Annotated in this window: 27 protein-coding genes and 1 pseudogene; 21 read left to right on the top strand and 7 right to left on the bottom strand. The window is 68.4% G+C overall.

From position 1 onward, the window contains the following. Nucleotides 1-8: 8 nt before the first annotated feature. The 17 genes from Q673_RS28270 to Q673_RS28200 all read left to right on the top strand — a co-directional run bounded on the left by Q673_RS28270 (nucleotide 9) and on the right by Q673_RS28200 (nucleotide 13,703). Nucleotides 9-299: a PAAR domain-containing protein gene (locus tag Q673_RS28270; RefSeq protein WP_023006080.1), complete on the top strand. Its 291-nt coding sequence runs from the start codon at nucleotides 9-11 to the stop codon at nucleotides 297-299. A 2-nt stretch (nucleotides 300-301) separates the two neighbouring features. Further along, nucleotides 302-640, top strand: coding sequence for a GPW/gp25 family protein (locus Q673_RS28265; RefSeq protein WP_023006079.1), 339 nt, complete (start codon nucleotides 302-304; stop codon nucleotides 638-640). After that, nucleotides 637-1,518, top strand: a complete 882-nt coding sequence (locus Q673_RS28260; RefSeq protein ID WP_023006078.1) for a baseplate assembly protein — start codon at nucleotides 637-639, stop codon at nucleotides 1,516-1,518. Before Q673_RS28265 ends, Q673_RS28260 begins: the two co-directional genes overlap by 4 nt. Next, on the top strand, nucleotides 1,508-2,497 hold the full coding sequence (locus Q673_RS35590; RefSeq protein ID WP_023006077.1) for a phage tail protein I: 990 nt from the start codon (nucleotides 1,508-1,510) through the stop codon (nucleotides 2,495-2,497). Before Q673_RS28260 ends, Q673_RS35590 begins: the two co-directional genes overlap by 11 nt. A gap of 7 nt (nucleotides 2,498-2,504) precedes the next feature. After that, a complete protein-coding gene (locus tag Q673_RS28250; protein ID WP_023006076.1) occupies nucleotides 2,505-2,948 on the top strand; it encodes a hypothetical protein in 444 nt (147 codons plus the stop codon). Between the two features lie 12 nt (nucleotides 2,949-2,960). Continuing rightward, the gene (locus Q673_RS36845; protein WP_023006075.1) at nucleotides 2,961-3,839 is read left to right on the top strand and encodes a hypothetical protein; all 879 of its coding nucleotides are present in this window, start codon (nucleotides 2,961-2,963) and stop codon (nucleotides 3,837-3,839) included. Between the two features lie 10 nt (nucleotides 3,840-3,849). Continuing rightward, nucleotides 3,850-4,167 (top strand): hypothetical protein, encoded by a 318-nt coding sequence (locus tag Q673_RS28240; RefSeq protein ID WP_023006074.1) that lies wholly within the window; start codon nucleotides 3,850-3,852, stop codon nucleotides 4,165-4,167. Nucleotides 4,168-4,182: 15 nt separating this feature from the next. Further along, a complete protein-coding gene (locus tag Q673_RS28235; RefSeq protein ID WP_023006073.1) occupies nucleotides 4,183-5,190 on the top strand; it encodes an SUMF1/EgtB/PvdO family nonheme iron enzyme in 1,008 nt (335 codons plus the stop codon). A 53-nt stretch (nucleotides 5,191-5,243) separates the two neighbouring features. Next, nucleotides 5,244-5,594 carry a diversity-generating retroelement protein Avd gene (avd, locus tag Q673_RS28230; RefSeq protein ID WP_023006072.1) on the top strand — a complete coding sequence of 117 codons (351 nt, stop codon included), beginning with the start codon at nucleotides 5,244-5,246 and terminating at the stop codon, nucleotides 5,592-5,594. A 297-nt stretch (nucleotides 5,595-5,891) separates the two neighbouring features. Beyond that, nucleotides 5,892-6,938 carry a reverse transcriptase domain-containing protein gene (locus tag Q673_RS28225; protein ID WP_023006071.1) on the top strand — a complete coding sequence of 349 codons (1,047 nt, stop codon included), beginning with the start codon at nucleotides 5,892-5,894 and terminating at the stop codon, nucleotides 6,936-6,938. Between the two features lie 114 nt (nucleotides 6,939-7,052). Continuing rightward, the gene (locus Q673_RS0118420; protein WP_023006070.1) at nucleotides 7,053-8,564 is read left to right on the top strand and encodes a phage tail sheath protein; all 1,512 of its coding nucleotides are present in this window, start codon (nucleotides 7,053-7,055) and stop codon (nucleotides 8,562-8,564) included. A gap of 21 nt (nucleotides 8,565-8,585) precedes the next feature. After that, nucleotides 8,586-9,095, top strand: coding sequence for a phage major tail tube protein (locus Q673_RS28220; RefSeq protein ID WP_023006069.1), 510 nt, complete (start codon nucleotides 8,586-8,588; stop codon nucleotides 9,093-9,095). A 75-nt stretch (nucleotides 9,096-9,170) separates the two neighbouring features. After that, complete coding sequence (locus Q673_RS28215) at nucleotides 9,171-9,503, top strand: phage tail assembly protein (protein ID WP_023006068.1); 333 nt, start codon at nucleotides 9,171-9,173, stop codon at nucleotides 9,501-9,503. Nucleotides 9,504-9,529: 26 nt separating this feature from the next. Beyond that, nucleotides 9,530-9,664, top strand: a complete 135-nt coding sequence (locus Q673_RS36020; RefSeq protein ID WP_023006067.1) for a GpE family phage tail protein — start codon at nucleotides 9,530-9,532, stop codon at nucleotides 9,662-9,664. Between the two features lie 12 nt (nucleotides 9,665-9,676). Next, nucleotides 9,677-12,226, top strand: a complete 2,550-nt coding sequence (locus Q673_RS35585) for a hypothetical protein (protein WP_023006066.1) — start codon at nucleotides 9,677-9,679, stop codon at nucleotides 12,224-12,226. A gap of 26 nt (nucleotides 12,227-12,252) precedes the next feature. Then, nucleotides 12,253-12,696 carry a phage tail protein gene (locus Q673_RS28205; protein WP_023006065.1) on the top strand — a complete coding sequence of 148 codons (444 nt, stop codon included), beginning with the start codon at nucleotides 12,253-12,255 and terminating at the stop codon, nucleotides 12,694-12,696. Next, entirely contained in the window at nucleotides 12,693-13,703 is a 1,011-nt protein-coding gene (locus Q673_RS28200; RefSeq protein ID WP_023006064.1) for a phage late control D family protein, read from the top strand. The genes Q673_RS28205 and Q673_RS28200 overlap by 4 nt, the downstream gene beginning before the upstream one ends. A gap of 70 nt (nucleotides 13,704-13,773) precedes the next feature. Here the strand turns inward: Q673_RS28200 and Q673_RS28195 are convergent, their stop codons facing one another. The 6 genes and pseudogenes from Q673_RS28195 to Q673_RS37225 form a co-directional block, all read right to left on the bottom strand. Next, nucleotides 13,774-14,031 (bottom strand): hypothetical protein, encoded by a 258-nt coding sequence (locus Q673_RS28195; RefSeq protein ID WP_023006063.1) that lies wholly within the window; start codon nucleotides 14,029-14,031, stop codon nucleotides 13,774-13,776. Continuing rightward, nucleotides 14,021-14,320 (bottom strand): hypothetical protein, encoded by a 300-nt coding sequence (locus tag Q673_RS28190; RefSeq protein ID WP_023006062.1) that lies wholly within the window; start codon nucleotides 14,318-14,320, stop codon nucleotides 14,021-14,023. The genes Q673_RS28195 and Q673_RS28190 overlap by 11 nt, the downstream gene beginning before the upstream one ends. A gap of 10 nt (nucleotides 14,321-14,330) precedes the next feature. Further along, nucleotides 14,331-14,681, bottom strand: a complete 351-nt coding sequence (locus Q673_RS28185) for a hypothetical protein (RefSeq protein ID WP_023006061.1) — start codon at nucleotides 14,679-14,681, stop codon at nucleotides 14,331-14,333. Between the two features lie 3 nt (nucleotides 14,682-14,684). Further along, a complete protein-coding gene (locus Q673_RS28180; protein WP_023006060.1) occupies nucleotides 14,685-15,026 on the bottom strand; it encodes a hypothetical protein in 342 nt (113 codons plus the stop codon). Nucleotides 15,027-15,091: 65 nt separating this feature from the next. Continuing rightward, nucleotides 15,092-15,604, bottom strand: coding sequence for a S24 family peptidase (locus tag Q673_RS35580; RefSeq protein ID WP_235048508.1), 513 nt, complete (start codon nucleotides 15,602-15,604; stop codon nucleotides 15,092-15,094). A 36-nt stretch (nucleotides 15,605-15,640) separates the two neighbouring features. Beyond that, nucleotides 15,641-15,787: pseudogene (locus Q673_RS37225) on the bottom strand (helix-turn-helix domain-containing protein); the annotation flags it as partial. Between the two features lie 108 nt (nucleotides 15,788-15,895). Here Q673_RS37225 and Q673_RS28170 point away from each other — a divergent pair. Then, nucleotides 15,896-16,252, top strand: coding sequence for a hypothetical protein (locus Q673_RS28170; protein WP_023006058.1), 357 nt, complete (start codon nucleotides 15,896-15,898; stop codon nucleotides 16,250-16,252). Here the strand turns inward: Q673_RS28170 and Q673_RS28165 are convergent. Further along, a complete protein-coding gene (locus Q673_RS28165; RefSeq protein ID WP_023006057.1) occupies nucleotides 16,249-16,506 on the bottom strand; it encodes a hypothetical protein in 258 nt (85 codons plus the stop codon). The two genes, Q673_RS28170 and Q673_RS28165, sit on opposite strands and share 4 nt — an antisense overlap. A 43-nt stretch (nucleotides 16,507-16,549) precedes the next feature. Here Q673_RS28165 and Q673_RS28160 point away from each other — a divergent pair, with 43 nt between their 5' ends. The 3 genes from Q673_RS28160 to Q673_RS28155 are packed head-to-tail and all read left to right on the top strand — an operon-like array spanning nucleotide 16,550 to nucleotide 17,567. Then, a complete protein-coding gene (locus tag Q673_RS28160) occupies nucleotides 16,550-16,765 on the top strand; it encodes a hypothetical protein (RefSeq protein WP_023006056.1) in 216 nt (71 codons plus the stop codon). Between the two features lie 19 nt (nucleotides 16,766-16,784). Next, entirely contained in the window at nucleotides 16,785-17,327 is a 543-nt protein-coding gene (locus Q673_RS35575) for a BRO-N domain-containing protein (protein ID WP_023006055.1), read from the top strand. 36 nt (nucleotides 17,328-17,363) lie between these two features. Then, entirely contained in the window at nucleotides 17,364-17,567 is a 204-nt protein-coding gene (locus tag Q673_RS28155) for a hypothetical protein (RefSeq protein ID WP_023006054.1), read from the top strand. The last annotated feature ends 14 nt before the right edge of the window (nucleotides 17,568-17,581 follow it).

Below are 17,581 nucleotides of genomic sequence, written 5' to 3'. Positions count from 1 at the left end.
GAGCCCGCATGCCCGCAGTGACCCGCAAAGGCGACAGCTGTACCGGCCACGGCAGCTTTCCGCCGCGCCCCAGCACCGGCGGCAGCGGCAGCGTCTACGCCAATGGCATCGCCGTGCATCGCCAGGGCGACGGCTGGGCCACCCACTGCAACGCCACCCCGGTATGCCATGGCGGCAGCCTCGCCGCCGGCTCCGGCAGCGTCTACGCCAACGGCGCCCAGCTCGGCCGCATCGGCGACCCCGTTGACTGTGGGTCATCCGTCGCCGCCGGCTCCGGCAACGTCTACGCAGGGGGCTGATCATGACCGGCATGAACGCCAGCACTGGCCGCGCCCTGGAGGGCATCGAGCATATCCAGCAGAGCGTGCGCGACATCCTCACCACGCCCATCGGCTCGCGCGTCATGCGCCGCGACTACGGCAGCCTGCTGCCCGAACTCATCGACATGCCGCTCAACGACGCCACCCTGCTGCAGGCCTACTCCGCCAGCGTCATGGCGCTCATCCGCTGGGAGCCGCGCATCCGCGTCACCGCTATCCGCCGCGCCGTCAGCACCACCCAGCCCGGCACCGCCGTGCTCGAGATCGAAGGGCGGACCGCCGCCGGCGAGCCGCTCGCAATGGAGGTGGCCATCGCATGAGCAGGACCGCCCTGATCGACCTTTCCCGGCTGCCCCGGCCCGACTTCGTCACCCTGCAGGACTTCGAGACCCTGCTCGCCGAGATCCGCGTCGACTTCCTGGAGGCACTGCCCAGCGCCAAGCGTGACGAGATCGCCGCCACCCTCGAGCTGGAGAGCGAGCCACTCACCAAACTGCTCGAGCTCAGCGCCTACCGCATCATGATCGAGCGTCAGGCTTTCAACGACCGCGCCGCGCGCCTCATGCTCGCCTACGCCCAGGGCGCCGAGCTGGATCACATCGGCGTGACCTATTACCAGACCGAGCGCCTCACCTCCTCGGCTGGCGAGCCCGAGAGCGACGAGGACTACCTGCGCCGCCTGCTGCTCGCCTACGACGGCTACAGCACCGCCGGCGCCCGCGACGCCTACGTCTATCACGCGCTCGCCGCCGACGGTGACGTCCTCGACGCCGCCGTCACCAGCTCCCGCGCCGGCGTGGTCACCGTCACCGTGCTGTCGCGCCAGGGCAACGGCACCGCCTCCGCTGCCCTGGTCAGTGCCGTGGACGTCGCGCTTTCCGCCGAGACCGTGCGCCCTCTCAACGACCAGGTCGAAGTGCAGAGCGCCGCCGTCACCGAGTACGAGATCCGCGCCACCCTCACCATCCGCGAAGGCCCGGCCAAGAGCGTGGTCGCCAAAGCCGCCCGCGCCGCCGCCGAAGCCTACGCCGCCGATCGCCACCGCCTCGGCCTGCCCGTCGTGCGCGATGCGGTGCTGGCCGCCTTGTGGGTCGAGAGCGTCGAGCATGTCGAGCTGCAAAGCCCCACCGCCGATATTCCGCGCGACAGCCACCAGGCCGCCTACTGCACGCTGATCGAGGTGGACTATGTCGAATAGCCGCTCGCTGCTGCCGCCCAGCGCCACGCCGCTCGAGCGCGCCTATGAAGGCGCCACCGACCGGTTAAAGGCGCCGCGCGTCGACACGCTCTGGGACCCCTGGGCATGCCCCGCGCACCTGCTGCCCTGGCTCGCCTGGGCGGTGCGCGTCAGCGAGTGGAGCGACGACTGGCCCGAGGCCACCAAACGCCGCGCTATCGCCTCCAGCATGGAGATCGCCCGCCGCCGGGGCAGCGTCTGGTCAGTACGCGAGGCCCTGCGCGCCGCCGGCTACGCTGATGCCGAGGTCGAGGAAGGGCTGCCCGTGCTGCGCCATGACGGCGTGCAGCTGCGCGACGGCACCGAGACCTACGGCGGCGGCAACCGCTGGGCCATGTTCCGACTGATCGCCGACATCGGCGAAGACAAGGGCGTCGGCGGTGACGAGCTCGCGCGCCTGCTGCGCCTGATCGACGCCGCCAAGCCGGTGCGCTCCGAGCTGCGCGAAATCGTCTACCGCTCAAGCGTCAGCGACCAGCTCGCCACCGATGACCAGCTCGGCATGGCAGTGCAGCCTCAGCTATCCGAGGTTCGCCCCGCCGGGCGCCGCCGAGATGGCAGCCTGCTGCGCCACAACGCCAACCGCCTGCCGCCGGCGCCGCTGCGACGCGACCTCAGCTGGTTCCGCAACGGCGAGATCCTGCGCACCGGCGTTTCGCCCTACGCCGAGTGGGAGATCACCGGCGAAACCCGAGACAACGTCTGGGACCTGGCAAACCTGGCCGTGAGCGCCGACATGAGCGAGCAGCACGCCGCCCATCGCCCCGGGCGCGGGGGCCTCGGCCGCCGAGATGGCGCGCTGAGCTACGGCACCGCCATGCCCGCCCTGTTCGATGCCGCCGCGCTCAGCATCACCGTGCGCCGCCTCCGCAACGCCCGCATCCAGCGCAACGCCAGCGCCCGGCGGGCCGCCACCGAAACCCAGAACGCCACCCTGTGAGGACCCCATGACCCTACGCCTGCGCGACCACCAGGACATGACCGGCATCCTGGAGCTCAACGTCTACCGCGGCGGCGAGCTGATCGACGGCTTCCGCGACGAGAACCTCATCGTCGACGGCGCCCGCGACATGCTCGCCCGCCTGATCGCCGGCGACGGCAGCGGCGAAGCCGTCACCCGCATCGGCTTCGGCAGCGGCTCAAGCCCGGCCAGCCCCGACGACACCGCGCTCACCGGGGCCTACGTGCGCAACCTCACCGGGCACAGCTACCCAGCGCCCGGCCAGGTGCGCTTCAGCTTCTCGCTCGCCACCAGCGAGGCCAACGGCATCGCCATCCGCGAGTTCGGGCTCATCACCGCCAGTGGCGAGCTCTTCAGCCGCAAGGTGCGCGGCATCATCGAGAAAAACGACGACATCAGCTTCGACGGCACCTGGACCATCATCTTCTAAGGAGACCGCCCCATGGCCAACGTCCCGGAATCCCCCCAGTGGGAAAACGGCATCTACCAGTTCGAGACCACCGACCCGGTGCAAGGCGGGCCCGATGGCATCGACAACCTGCCCAGCAAGCAGCTCGCCAACCGCACCGCCTACCTAAAGAAGAACCTCGAGGCGCTGCAACAGTCCGTCGACGCCGTCGGCGTGGAGGGGCAGAACGCCCTGTGGATCGCCGTCGAGCAAGCGCTCTCCTTCGCCGGCCTGCTCGAGCAGGAGCTGCACCGTCAGCAAACCGTGCGCCACCAGGAGGGCGAGTTCCTGCTCACCAACCGCGGCATCATCCGCGGCTGCGCCCTGAGCAAGTCCACCACCGCCAACCGCAACCTCGGCATCGCCTCCGGCGCCGTGTTCATGCTCGGCCGCGAGTGGGGCCTGGCCGCCGAAGACAACGCCGCCGCCGTGCCCAGCAACTCCAGCAGCACCACCGCCACCGCCATCGCCTACCTGATCGACGCCGGCGCCGGCCTGGTGCTGGCCGTCACCGGCCTCAACGAGGAGCCCCCGGCCGACGCCCTGGCACTCGCCTCGCTCACCATTCCCGCCGGCAACAATGGCACCACCGACCCCTACCTCGCCAGCGTTTCGATCACCACCATCGCGCGCACCGAGCCCGACTGGCCGTGGGTCCAGTCCAGCCCCGTCTATCAGCAGCAAGACTTCCCCGCCGTGATGGGCGGCGACCACTACGCCCTGGAGCTCGACGTCATCAGCTTTGAAGGGAGCCAGCCGCCCACCCTCACCGCCGACGCCGACGACCGAGCCCGCAACACCTTCCGCGCTTACCTGATGGGCACGGCCGACAACGTGCGCTGCCGCTATGTCGCACACCTGATGGATCAGTAAGGAGATTGCCATGCAAGTTCGCACCATGGGCCAGGGCCCGCACCCTGACTTCAGCATCGCCGAGGGCATCGTCACTGTCTGCGGCGTGGCCATTGACTGCGCCGAGCACCAGGCCGACAGCCAAGTGATCGTCGACGTGCGCCAGAAAGACGGCATAGCCCAGCTGGGCGGCGACGGCTACCAGATAGCCAGCGTGCGCATCCCGCCGCGCCAGTACCAGGAAGTGGAAGGCGAGCCGATGGAAGGCGAGGAAGAGCCCTCCACCCTCCGCGAAGCCCAGCCACTCGACCCGCGCCAGGTGGAAGTCACCATCTGGCCCGCCATCTAACCCCAGGAGAGCATCATGTCCATCATCATCGCCTCACCAGACAGCCTGCGCGCCCAGGTCGAAGCGGCCACCGGCGGTAAGGTCACCGTGCTGTATGACGACAAGGGCTTCCCCAGCCTGATGCACGTCATCCCCAAGTTCCGCTACGAGGATCTCGGCATCGACGCCACCTTCGGCACCGGCGTCGCCACTGCCTTCATCAAGGGCAACACCGAGCTGCCTGAGATCTTCATCGGCCAGTACCATGCCCAGGTGCACGACGGCCGCGCCGTCAGCCTGCCGGGCCGCGACCCGCGGGCCTCGATCAACTACGACAGCGCCAAGGCCGCCTGTGCCGCCAAGGGCGCCGGCTGGCACCTGATGACCATGCACGAGTGGGCCGCCATCGCCCTGTGGTGCCACGCCCAGGGCTTCATCCCGCGCGGCAACACTAACTACGGCCGCGCCCACGATGCCACCCACGAGATCGGCCGCCGTCAGGATGGCGGCACAGCCGGCGAAGCCAGCGGCACCGCGCGCATCCTCACCGGCTCCGGTCCGGCCAGTTGGCGGCACGACAACAGCATGGGCGGCATCGCCGACCTCGTCGGCAACGTGTGGGAGTGGCAACACGGCATGAAGCTGGTCGACGGCCAGATCCACCTCCTCGAGGACAACAGCTTCGATGAGGACGAGGCCAACTGGACCGCCATGGGGCACTACATCAGCAACGAAGGAGGCGCCCCTACGCTGAAAAACAGCAGCCCCGTGGTGGAAGACGCCGGCATCAGCGTCAGCCAGTGGGACAACCTGGCCAAGGATGCCGGCTACACCGAATCGCAGCTGCTCCAGCGCCTGCTGATCAGCCCCGCCGACGTCTCGATGCAGGGGAGCTTCTACGTCAACACCAGCGGCGAGCGGTTCCCGATCCGTGGCGGCGGCTGGGGCAGCGGGTACGCTGCCGGCCTCGGCGCGTTGGACCTGCGCAGCGCGCGCACGGACACGATCAGCGGTCTCGGGTTCCGCCCCGCTTTCGCACTCTGACATCCGCCCACCCGACAACCAGGATGGCCCGGCGATAGCCGGGCCGCACCGACATGACCCAGCCTGCAGAGCTCAGGATTCGCAAGCACACGGAGGAGATGATTGGTTATGCCTATGTCGCACTCAAGCAGTTCCCCAAGGCCGAGCGTCACGTGCTCTCGGCCGAGATCCGCGCCGCCTGCTGGCGGCTGCTGCGGCTCATCATCATCTGCAACAAGCGCTACTTCAAAAAGACCACGCTCCAGGAGCTGGATGCCGAGCTCGATCTCCTGCGCTCGCTGGTGCGCATGGCCCACGAACTCGGCTTCCTGCCGCTCAAGCAATACGAGCATCTCGCCCGCGACCTTGACGCCATCGGCGGCATGACGGGCAACTGGATCAAGGCCATGCGCGCCCGCGCATAGCCATGATCGGGCTGGGAGTTACTAGCGGTTCCCGATCCGTGGCGGCAACTGGAACAACGGTTCCAATGCCGGCCTCGGCGCGTTGAACTTGAACAACGCGCGCACGAACACGAACAGCAATATCGGGTTCCGCCCCGCTCTTGGATGTCTCAGGCCCGAAGCCTGGTGCTCACGGGCACCAGGACAGCGCCATTCAAAAGGACGCCCAGCCCCCGGCGCTTGCCGAAAAACGCAATCGGCGCGGCGGCGAGTATTCAGGAAAATCGCCGCGCCCACCCATCCCGCAAGGAAGCCAGCATGAAACGCCACTTCGATCTCTTCGAGCGCTTCGCCACCTTCGAGGCGCTTTACCGCGGTCACCTCAAGGCCCGCCGCGGCAAGCGCGACCGCCCCGAGGTGATGCGCTTCAGCCAGAACCTAGAGCCCAACCTCCTCCAGATCCAGCGCGAACTTCTCGCCGGCACCTACCGCACCGGCGCCTATCGCTACTTCCGCGTCTTCGAGCCCAAGGAGCGCACCGTCGCCGCACTCCCCTACCGCGACCGCGTGATGCAGCACGCCCTGGTCGGCGTGCTCGAGCCCATCTGGGAGCCCACCTTTCATCACGACAGCTACGCCTGCCGCCCTGGCAAGGGCATGCACCTGGGCGCCGACCGCGCCCAGCAGTTCCTGCGTCAGGTGGAGCGCGGCCACGGCCGCGTGTACGTGCTCAAGGCCGACATCAGCAAATACTTCAACTCCATCGACCATGGCGTGCTCAAGCGGCTGCTGCGCCGGCGCATCGGCTGCCCGCGCACCCTCGCCGTGTGTGACGAGATCATCGACACCAGCGCCGTGATCGGCGACCTCGCACCCAAGGGCCTGCCCATCGGCAACCTCACCAGCCAGCTCTGGGCCAACGTCTACCTTCACGAGCTCGACGACTTCGTGAAGCACGGCCTGCGCGAGCGCCGCTACCTGCGCTATATGGACGACTTCTGCGTGGTCCACCACGACAAGGCCCACCTCCACCGAATCCGCCACGACATCGAAGTGTTCCTCTGGGACCAGCTGCGCCTCACCACCAACCACAAGACCCAGGTATTCCCCGTCAGCAACACCCACGGCCGCGGCCTCGACTTCCTCGGCTACAAGATCTGGCCGCACCGCCGCCGCGTGCGGAAGGACAGCGTGCTGCGCATGCGCAAGAAGATGCGCCGCCTCCAGCGCCACTACGCCCAGGGCCGCGTCGAGCTCGAAGACGTGCGCGCCGTGGTCGCCAGCTGGCTCGGCCACGTCAGCCACGCCGACAGCGAGCACCTGAGAGCCGAGCTCCTGGGGCAGTACGTATTCAGGCGGGAATAGCCCGGCATGTTGTAGCCCCACCATCCACAACGCCCAGCGCTAGAGCCCCCGCCGCGCGCGCGCAAGCATGGCGACACGCACTGCTGCACCGTTCACCCTGCCCAGGAGCGCCCCATGGCCCAGGACTACCACCACGGCATCCGTGTCGTCGAAATCAACGAGGGCACCCGGCCCATCCGCACCGTGGCCACCGCGGTCATCGGCCTGGTGGCCACCGCGCCCAACGCCGCCGCCGGCACCGCCGCCGAGCTGCTGCTCGAGTTCGCCGCCGCGGGCTCCGGCGTCACCTACACCGCCGCTGCGGCCGGCACCGCTGGCAACGCCATCCGCATCCGCTACGTCGACCCGGGCACCGCCTCCGCGTCGCTCAGCGTGGCCACCGTCGAGAACGACATCACCGTCACCCTGGCCACCGACGTCGATAGCGAGATCTCCAGCACCGCCGCCGACATCGCCAGCGCCGTCAACACCGACCCCGACGCCAGCGCCCTGGTCACCGCCGCCGAATCCGGTACCGGCGCCGGCGTCGTTTCCGCCATCGGCTACCAGGCCCTCACCGGCGGCGAAGACGAGCCCTTCCCGCTGGACACCCCGGTGCTGCTCACCGATCTGCTCGCCGCCCAGGGCGACGCCGGCGAGGAGGGCACCCTGGCCCGCGCGCTCGACGGTATCGCCAAGCAGGCCAAGACCCTGGTGGTCGTCGTGCGCGTGGAGGAAGGCGCCGACCCCGAGGCCACCAAGTCCAACGTCATCGGTGGCGTGGATGCCAGCGGCAAGAAGCTCGGCATGCAGGCCCTGCTCGCCGCCGAGCAGCGCCTCGGCGTAAAGCCGCGCATCCTCGGCGCCCCCGATCTCGACGACGCCGACGTCACCAGTGCCATGATCAGCATCGCCCAGAAGCTGCGTGCCTTCGTCTACGCCAGCGCCGGCGACTCTGCGACCATCGAAGAAGCGGCCATGTACCGAGAGAACTTCGGCGCCCGCGAGTGCATGGTCATCTGGCCCAAGTTCACCGGCTGGGACACCGCCACCAACAGCACCCGCAACCTCTCCGCCGTGGCCCGTGCCATGGGCATGCGCGCCAAGCTGGACAACGAGATCGGCTGGCACAAGACGCTCTCCAACCGCCCCGTCAACGGCGTCACCGGCATCAGCCAGGACGTCTTCTGGGATCTCCAGGACCCCAACACCGACGCCGGCTACCTCAACAGCCACGAGGTCACCACGCTCATCCAGCGCGGCGGCTTCCGCTTCTGGGGCTCGCGCACCTGCTCCATCGACCCGCTGTTCGCCTTCGAGAACTACACCCGCACCGCCCAGATCATCGCCGACACCATCGCCGAGGCGCACCTCTGGGCCGTCGACCTTCCCATGCACCCCAGCCTGGTGAAGGACATCATCGAGGGCATCAACGCCAAGTTCCGCGAGTGGATTCGCCAGGGCTACCTCCTGGGCGGCCAGGCCTGGTTCGATGCCGAGCTCAACAGCCCCGAGGTGCTCAAGAGCGGCAAGCTCTACATCGACTACGACTACACCCCGGTGCCCCCGCTCGAGAACCTGATGTTCCAGCAGCGCATCACCGACCGCTACCTCGTCGACTTCGCCGACCGCGTCGCCGCCGCCTGAACCTGATAGGAGAACCGCGTTATGGCACTCCCCCGCAAGCTGAAAGACTTCAACCTCTTCGGCGACGGCAACAACTGGCAGGGGCAGATCCCCGGCCTCACCCTGCCCGAGCTCGCCCGCGCCGTGGAGGAATACCGCGGCGGCGGCATGGATGGCGCCGTCGAGATCGACCACGGCCAGGAGATCATCGAGTTCGCCTGGACCGCCGGCGGCATCATCGCCGAGATCTTCACCGAGTACGGCACCTCCGTGCACGACGCCAACCTGCTGCGCTTCGCCGGCTCCTACGAGAGCGACGAAACCGCCGAGGTCATCCCCGTCGAGGTCACCGTGCGTGGCCGCCACAAGACCATCGCCATGGGCGAGGTCGAAGGCGGCGGCAACAACACCATCGAGGTCACCACCACCTGCACCTACTACAAGCTGGTGGTCAACGGCGAGGAGATCATCGAGATCGACATCCCCGGCAACGTCTTCCGCGTGCGCGGCGTCGACCGCCTCGCCGAGCGTCGCCAAGCCCTCGGTCTGTAAAGAGCGCGCCTGTAAGCCCACACCCAACCGGGCGGCCCCACCGGGGCCGCCACCCCTACTCCAGGAGAGAACCCCATGACCCAGAACGCCGCCGAAACCCCGGTCGCCGAGCTGCCCCGCGTCGCCACCGAAACCGTCGAGCTGGATACCCCGCTCGCCCGCGGCAAGACCACCGTCACCGAGATCCACGTCCGCAAGCCCAAGAGCGGCGCCCTGCGCGGCGTGGCCCTGGCCGACGTGCTCAACATGGACGTCCAGGCACTCACCCGCGTGCTGCCTCGCATCACCGAGCCCGCCCTCTCCGAAGCCGAGCTGCGCGACATGGACCCCGCCGACCTCGTCCAGCTGGGCAACGTGGTGGCCAATTTTTTGCTACCCAAGCGCATGAAGGCAGAAGCCGAGACCTGAGCCTGCCCAACCGCGTCGAGGACGCCATGGCCGACCTGGCCATGGTGTTCCACTGGGGCCCCGCCGAGATGGACCCCATGCCCCTCGAAGAGCTCGCCGACTGGCGAGAACGCGCCCGCCAACGCCTCGAGCCGCCCAAGCAAGCGCGGCGCGGCCGATAACCAGGAGCCGGCATGGCCAAGGATCTGAATCTTTCCGTCACCCTCAAGGCCATCAACAAGGCCACCGGCCCCCTCAAGAAGATCCTCCAGGGCAGCCGCGCCGTCGGCCGCGCCATGAGGGAAACCCGCGACGAGCTGCGTGGCTTCAACGACCAGCAGAAGCGCATCAGCGCCTTCCGCGACATGTCGCGCCAGAGCCTCGAGACCCGCAACGCCCTGCGCGAGAAACGCGCCGAGCTCGACCGCGTCAGCCAGGAGCTGAAGAACGCCACCGGCCCCACCCGGCGCCTCACCCAGCAGCAGGAGCGCGCCCAGCGCGAGGTCGACAAGCTCAACACCGAATACCGCGAACAGCGCGACCGCGTGCGCGAACTCTCCCGCGGCCTGCCCCGCGCCGAGGACGGCACCCGTGGGCTCGCCCAGCAGCAGGAGCGCCTCGCCCGCCAGGCCCGCGAGGCCACCGAGCGCCTCAACCGCCAGCGCGACGCCATGCGGCGCCTCACCGATGCCAACGTCAGCGGCCGCTTCAACAACATGGCCGGCGAGATCGGCCGCCTCGGCCGGCGCACCCTGTTCGCCGCCGGCGCCGCCGCCGGCGGCATCTTCGGCATCGCCAACTCCACCGCCACCCTCGGCGACGACGTCGCCAAGACCTCGGCCAAGATCGGTATCAGCACCCAGGAGCTCCAGGAGCTGCGCTACGCCGCCGAGCGCTCCGGCGTCAGCACCCAGAAGCTCGACAGCTCAACCGAGCGCTTCGTCAAACGCCTCGGCGAGGCCCGCCAGGGCGGTGGTGCCGCCGCCAAGGCCTACGAGCAGCTCGGCCTCGATGCCAACAAACTCGCCGAGCTCACCCCGGCCCAGTCGCTGCGCGTGGTGGCCGACGAGCTCGCCAAGGTGGAAAACCACAGCGACCGCGTCGCCCTGGCCGCCCAGTTCTTCGGGCGTGAGGGCGTGGCCATGATCAACATGCTCAAGGACGGCAGCGCAGGGCTCGACCAGTACGCCCGCGACGCCCGGCGCGTCGGCTTCGCGCTCGGCGACGACGCCGCCGCCGGCTCCGAGGCCTTCAAGGACGCCATGCTCGACGCCGGGCTCAGCCTCCAGGGCATGAAGAACACCATCGGCGCCGAGCTGATGCCCGCCATCACCGACCTGATGAAAGAGTTCTCCGGCTGGATGCGTGAAAATCGCGAGCAGGTCAAGGCCTTCGCCCGCACCTTCGGCGAGCGCCTCAAGGCCGCCGTGCCCACCATCCTCCAGCTGGGCCGCGGGGTGGCCACCTTCGCCGCCACCCTGGGCGACCTCACCACCAAGGCCGCCGCCGCCGTGGGCGGCTTCGACAACCTCGCCTTCGTCGTCGGCGGGCTGTTCGCCGGCAAGGCCATCCTCAGCGTGGTCAGCTTCGCGGTGGGCGTGGGCAAGGCCATCGGCGCCCTGTCATCGTTTGCCAGCACCCTGCCCATCGTCACTGGCGCCGTAAAGGCGCTCGGCATCGCCTTCGCTGCCACGCCGCTGGGATGGGTCGTCGCCGGCATCACCGCCATAGCGATGTCGGCAGCGCTGGTCATCAAGTACTGGAAGCCCATCAAGGCGTTCTTCGCCGGCTTGGGCCAAGGGATCAGGGATGGCCTTTCGCCTCTACTGACTTCGCTTGCGCCTGCTCTAGCAACGATTAAGGCGGTGCTTTCTCCGCTCAAGCCGATATGGGATGGCATCGCATCGGCGATGGGCACTGTGTGGGGGTGGGTCACCAAGCTGCTTGCACCAGTGGAATCCACCAGCGAAAGCCTGGAAGCCGCGACCAACGCCGGCCGCCTTTTCGGCGAGGCGCTGGCCGGCATCATCAACTTCATTCCCAATGCCATCGCCGATTTTTCCGCACTTGGCGTCAGCCTGATCGACGGCCTGATCGGCGGCATCGACGCCAAGTGGCAGGCCCTGCGCGAGAAGATCAGCGGCATGGCCAGCGGCATCACCGGCTGGTTCAAGGAGAAGCTCGGCATCGCCAGCCCCTCCAGGGTGTTCGCCGGCTTCGGCGCCAACCTGCTCGACGGCCTGATCAACGGCATCGACGAGAAGTGGCAGCTGCTCAAGGACAAGATCGGCGCCACCGCCGGCGCGGTGACCAACTGGTTCAAGGACAAGCTCGGCATCAACTCGCCCTCCAAGGTGTTCGCCGAGTTCGGCGTCAACACCATGCAGGGCTACCAGGCCGGCATCGAGCGCGGCGAAGACCAGCCCCTGCGCGAGATGGGCGCCTTCACCCGCCGCCTGCAGCAGGCCGGGCTCGCCCTGGGCGCCGCCGCCGCGGCCAGCGGTGCCCCCGCCGGGCAGGGCGCCCCGCTGGGCATGCCCGCCTTCGACGCCCGCCCGCCGCTCACCGCGCCAAGCGGCGGAAGCAGCAGCGTTACCATCGGCGACATCCATGTTCACGCCGCCCCCGGCATGGACGAGCAGGCCCTGGCCCAGCGCGTGGCCGCCGAGGTGCAGCGCGCCCTGGCCGCCGCCGAGCGCGACGCCGCCGCCCGCCGGCGCAGCGCCTTCCACGACATCGACTGACGCTCGCCACACAAGGAGCCACCGCCATGATGATGGCCTACGGCATGTTCGTCTTCGCCCTGGGTACCGCGCCGTACCAGGAGCTCCAGCGCCAGGCCAACTGGCGCCACGATGGCCAGGGCAGGGTAGGGCAGCGCCCCGCGCGCCAGTTCCTCGGCCCGGGGGATGACACCATCACCCTCACCGGCACCCTGCTGCCGCACTTCACCGGCGGCCAGCAGAACCTCGACCAGCTGCGCGCCATGGCCGACGAGGGCGCCGCCTGGCCACTGATCGAGGGAAACGGCACCTACTACGGCCTGTTCGTGATCGAGAGCCTGCAAGAGACCAAGAGCCACCAGATGCGCGACGGCAGCGCCCAGCGCATCGCCTTCAGCCTCACCCTGCAACGGGTCGACGACCGCCGCGCCGACCTGCTCGGCAGCCTGAACGGCGCCCTGGTGCGCGCCGCCACGGGGCTGCTCGCATGATCCCCACCGCCTACCAGGGCCGCCCCGCGCGCCGCCCCAGCTACCGCCTCACCCTCGCCGGCCAGGTCATCAGCCCCGAGCTCGAAGGCCGCCTCATGCGCCTGCGCCTCACCGATCGCCGCGGCCTCGAGGCCGACCAGCTCGATATCACCCTCGCCGACCACGACGGCCGCCTGGCCCTGCCACGCCACGGCGCCGAGCTCACCCTCGCCCTGGGCTGGGCCGAGCAGGGCCTGGTCGAGCGCGGCACCTTCATCGTCGACGAGGTCGAGCACGCCGGCGCCCCCGATGCGCTCACCATCCGCGCCCGCAGCGCCGACATGCGTCAGCGGCTCCCCGGCAAGCGCTCGCAGAGCTGGCACGAACTCACCCTGGCCGACATCGTCACCACCATCGCCGGCCGCCATGGGCTCGAGCCCGCCATCGGCGCCACGCTCCAGGGCGTCTATCTCGAGCACATCGACCAGACCGACGAGAGCGACCTGCACTTCCTCACCCGCCTGGCCGAGCAGTTTGATGCCATCGCCACCATCAAGGCCGGCAACCTGCTGTTCATGCCCGCCGGCCAGGCCGCCACCGCCAGCGGCCAACCCATCCCGCCGGTCACCCTGAGCCGCAACGTCGGCGACAGCCACCGCTACGTGGAGGCCGACCGCGAAGCCTTCACCGGCGTGCTCGCCTACTGGCACGACCCCGACGCCGCCGAGCGCGCCGAGGTCATCGCCGGCAGCGACGAGAACCTCAAGCGCCTGCGCCACACCTACGCCACCCGCGACGACGCCGTCACCGCCGCCAAGAGCGAATGGCAGCGCCTCCAGCGCGGTGGCGCCGAGTGCTCGCTCACCCTCGCCGAAGGCCGGCCCGACCTCTACCCCGAAACCCCCGTTCGCCTACAGGGCTTCAAGGCCGAGATCGACGCCCGCCCCTGGCTGATCACCGAGGTCACCCACGAACTCACCGACACCGCCTACACCGGCGGCATCACCCTCGAGATTCAGGGCAGCTGAGGCGCCACCTCATAACGCAAGCGCCCCGGCACATGGCCGGGGCGCAATAGGGCAGGGCGGGGTCAGGCGCTCACAACCACTTCACGATCACCGTGAACAAGCCCGTCATCACGCCCATCAGCCCGATGATCTTCCAGGTCTGGGCGTTGAGCGCCTTGTACAGCTCAGTGCGCAGGCTGCCGGCCTCGCCCGCCAGATCCTGCCGGGTCGCCATGGTCTCGCGAATGGTGTGAACTTCCTGCTCCAAGTGCCTCAAGCGCTGTTCCATATCCGGTGGCTCCCCGCCGCCATCCAGCGGCCTCAAATCGGTGACTTTCTTAACCGCCATTCTCGCCCCCTTCCTCCAGGAATGCCAATACCTCGATGTCGCGAATATAGTGGATGAACCCGCAGCGCGGACACACCCGCAGGAACTCGCCGTAGCCCCGGCGGGAGCCGTCATCCATCACATGGATCACCCGCACCGCCGGCGCCTCGTCTTCCAGCACGCCCGCCGGGTCATGCACCGAAAGGCTCATATGGCCAGCGCCGCACATCGGGCAAGCATCCGGCACTCCGCGCTCGCGCAAGAAGCGCATCAAGGCAGCGCCCGTCACCTGCTCATCAAGCTGAATCATCGTCCTCTCCTTACGCCGCACACACCCGCGCCTGCCTTACCACCACGCCCCGGCACGTCTCCGGCCGTGCGCGCTGTCCCTCGCCGCCGCTGGCCGGTACCAGGCGGAAGCTGCCGCCGATGCGGTGGCTGCGGAACAGCCGCAGCCCCTCGGCCGTCTCCATCACCACCAGGTCCGCGTGCTGCACCGGCCGTGCCTCATCCACCACCAGCAGGTCGCCCTCGATGATCGGCCCGGCCACCCCGGCGCCATCGCACACCTCAACGGCATAGCAGCTCGCCGGGAAACGCTCGGCGTCGATCTCCGCCGCTACCGGATGAGAAAGGCCCGCACACAGCGGGCCAAGGTAGGTCAGTTGCATGGGCTACAGGCTCTCCGCCCAGGCCTCGGCGTCCAGAAGCTCGCCGGTCTCCATGTCCGTCACCGGGCCGATGATGTTCTCGACCAGGAAGGTGCGCTCACCGTGCCGAAGGTGGCAATAGGCGTAGACCTTGCCGCCACGATGCCGATGCGCCGTAATCTCGCGGGTGGTCATCTTGCCGCGCTGATCCATGTAGTCGATCTGGACATGGTGAACACCAGGCGGCACCACCAGCGACCCCGATGCCTTTTTCTTACCGCGGGTTTCGTTGCGCCAGGCCCTGAACGCGAAGAACGCGACCATCAGGCCAATGACGAGCCAGAAGTTGAAGTTGAATCCCTCCATATTCCCTCCTTGCGTACTGATGCCCCGCCCGGGGCTGGTCGAATGGCGGTCTGCTGCCGCCTGCCTCACGACACCCGCCCGATCCTGACCTCGCAGCGCCCGAGGATCTCCACGTCGCGCATATCCTCGGGCCGGATCATCTCCGGCGGGTAGTGCGTGTTATCGCTGATCAGCTGCAGCGCGCCGCCGGGCAGGCGCTGCACCCGCTTGATGCGGCGCTCGCCGCTCTGCCACAGCAGGAACACCCCGGAACGGCGAGGGTCGCGGTTGGCCAGGTCCACCAGCACCCAGTCGCCGTCGTCGAGCGTGCCCTCCATCGAATCGCCGCGCACCTTTACTCCCGCCACCTGGCCGGGGCTCACGCCCAGGGCGGCCAGCTGCGCCTCGGGAAAGTAGAGCTCGCCCTCTACTCGCTCGCCCTCCAGCGAGCGGCCATCGCCGGCCGCGCCCTCCACGTCATACAGCGCCACCGCGGCCATGCCCGGACCGGGGCCGGCGGCTGCCGGAAGCGGGGCGCCGTCATCCACCCGATAGGCCGCCGGCGGCCGGCCAGTGGATTCCTGGCGGCGCCCGGTCAACACATATCCAACATCAACGCCGGTCGCATCAAGCGCAACCAGGTAGTCCGCTTTCGGGCTTCGCTGATCGGTTTCATACAGGCGCTGAGTGTTCTTCGTAACGCCAGCAATCTCGCCCATTTCGGTCTGTGTGAAACCAAGACGATCACGCTCTTCACGAAGCCTTGATCCTATTGAATCCATAAAGGTCACTTTTGCCCTTGACAGGCAATCCGTTTGATTCCATGCTTCGACTCAAATGAATCCACAAAGCAATAAGCGTTAATCCGAAACGAGCCAAAGGAGCCCGCCATGACCGACACCTTCACCGCCACCGCGATGGCCCACCGCCGCCAGGCGCTGCGCGACGCCGAGCAGGAGCTGATCGAAATGCGCGGCATCGTGGTCGATCTCGCCTGCTGCACCCCCGCCATGCGCGAGGCGGTGCTGGCCTACGCCTCGCCAGCGCTGCGCGGCGACAACCCGCTGGCTCGCATCGAGGCGGCGGAAGACGAGCACACCGACCGCGCCGTCGCCGAGCTGGCCGTCGCCCTGGTGGCCCAAGGCCGCGACGAAGACGCCATCGAGGACGCCCTGGTCAGCCTGCGCGAACACCTGGCCGAGCACTTCCGCCAGCGCAAGCTCGCCCGCCTCTATGACGGCCGCTAAGGAGCCTTGCCATGTACCACATCCGCCGGCCAGTGAATGCCCAGCCCCGCGCCGCCGCGCGCTACCGCATCGCGGTGCCGCTCGCGCACGTAGGGCTCGGCCAGGCGCAGCAGGTCCAGCCGGGTGTAGTCCTCGCCGGGCGTGGCGCCGGCCAGCAGCAGGGTGTCTTCGATATTCGCCGCCACCGCATAGAGCAGGTTGCTGAAGTTGTCGCCCTGCACCTCGCCCAGCTTGGGAAACAATTGGTGCCCCATCGCATCGCCCCTTGTCAGTAATTACACAAAGGAAGCCTACCCCATGAGCTTGAAAGACACCATTCGCACACCGGGCATCGCCTACACCCGCAGCCCCAACGGCTGCAACCAGCAGGTGATGACCCAGATCACCCCCGAAGAACGCGAGCAGCTCAAGGCCATCGCCGAGCAGGAGATGCGCAGCCTCTCCGGCACCCTGCGCATGCTCATGCTGCGCGGCATGCAGGGCTACGCCGACGACACCCTCAACGCCAGCTGATCGCCACCAGGAGCCCACCATGAACGCCATCACCGACATGCAGCCGCTCGCCACCCCCTTCCTCTTCCACGAGGCCGAGGTGCGCACCGCCACCGACGACAAGGGCGAAGCCTGGTTCTGCGCCAAGGACGTCTTCGACGCGCTCGGTATCACCTGGAAAGGCGGAGCTGGTCTCCGAAACCTGCCCGAAACCTGGAAGGTGGTCCTGTATCTCCGGACCAGCTTCGGCACCAAGGAGACATATTTCATCTCTGAGGCGGCCGTGTACCGGACCACCTTCCGCTCCAACAAGCCCCAGGCCGTGTCCTTCGCCAACTGGGTGTGCGGCGAGGTGCTGCCCGCCATTCGCAAGCAGGGCTTCTTCGGCCACGTGCCCCAGAAGGAGCGCTTGGCGTTCTCTCGCCAGATCACCGCTATCACCCGCGACCTGATGCGCTGCCGCAACGCCTTCCAGCAGTCCGTGCTCGTCGGCGAGCTGCGCGACCTGTACCGCCTGATCGGCAAGCCGCTTCCCGATCTTGCCCTGGTAGGCCGCCAGCCCGACCAGATGCCGCTGCTGTAACTCACCGCTCCGTCTTGCTGCATAAGGAAACCCGCCATGTACCAGGACCCGAAACGCATCCGCACCAAGGCCACCGTCTACCTCGACCAGTACGAGAGCGACGTCATCACCGCGCTGGCCAACTACCTGGGCGTGCCCAAGGCCGAGGTGATGCGCCAGATGCTGATGAAGGAAGCCCGCGACGTGCTCGGCATCGACCCCGCCGCCCTGGAAGGCAGTGTCGCCTCCCACGCCGGCTGAGCGCCGCCCCCATT

It is taken from the genome of Halomonas sp. PBN3, from assembly GCF_000475415.1.
GTDB lineage: Bacteria > Pseudomonadota > Gammaproteobacteria > Pseudomonadales > Halomonadaceae > Halomonas > Halomonas shengliensis.
Note: the sequence above shows the minus strand (reverse complement) of the source record. Positions and strands in the feature narration are given on the sequence as shown.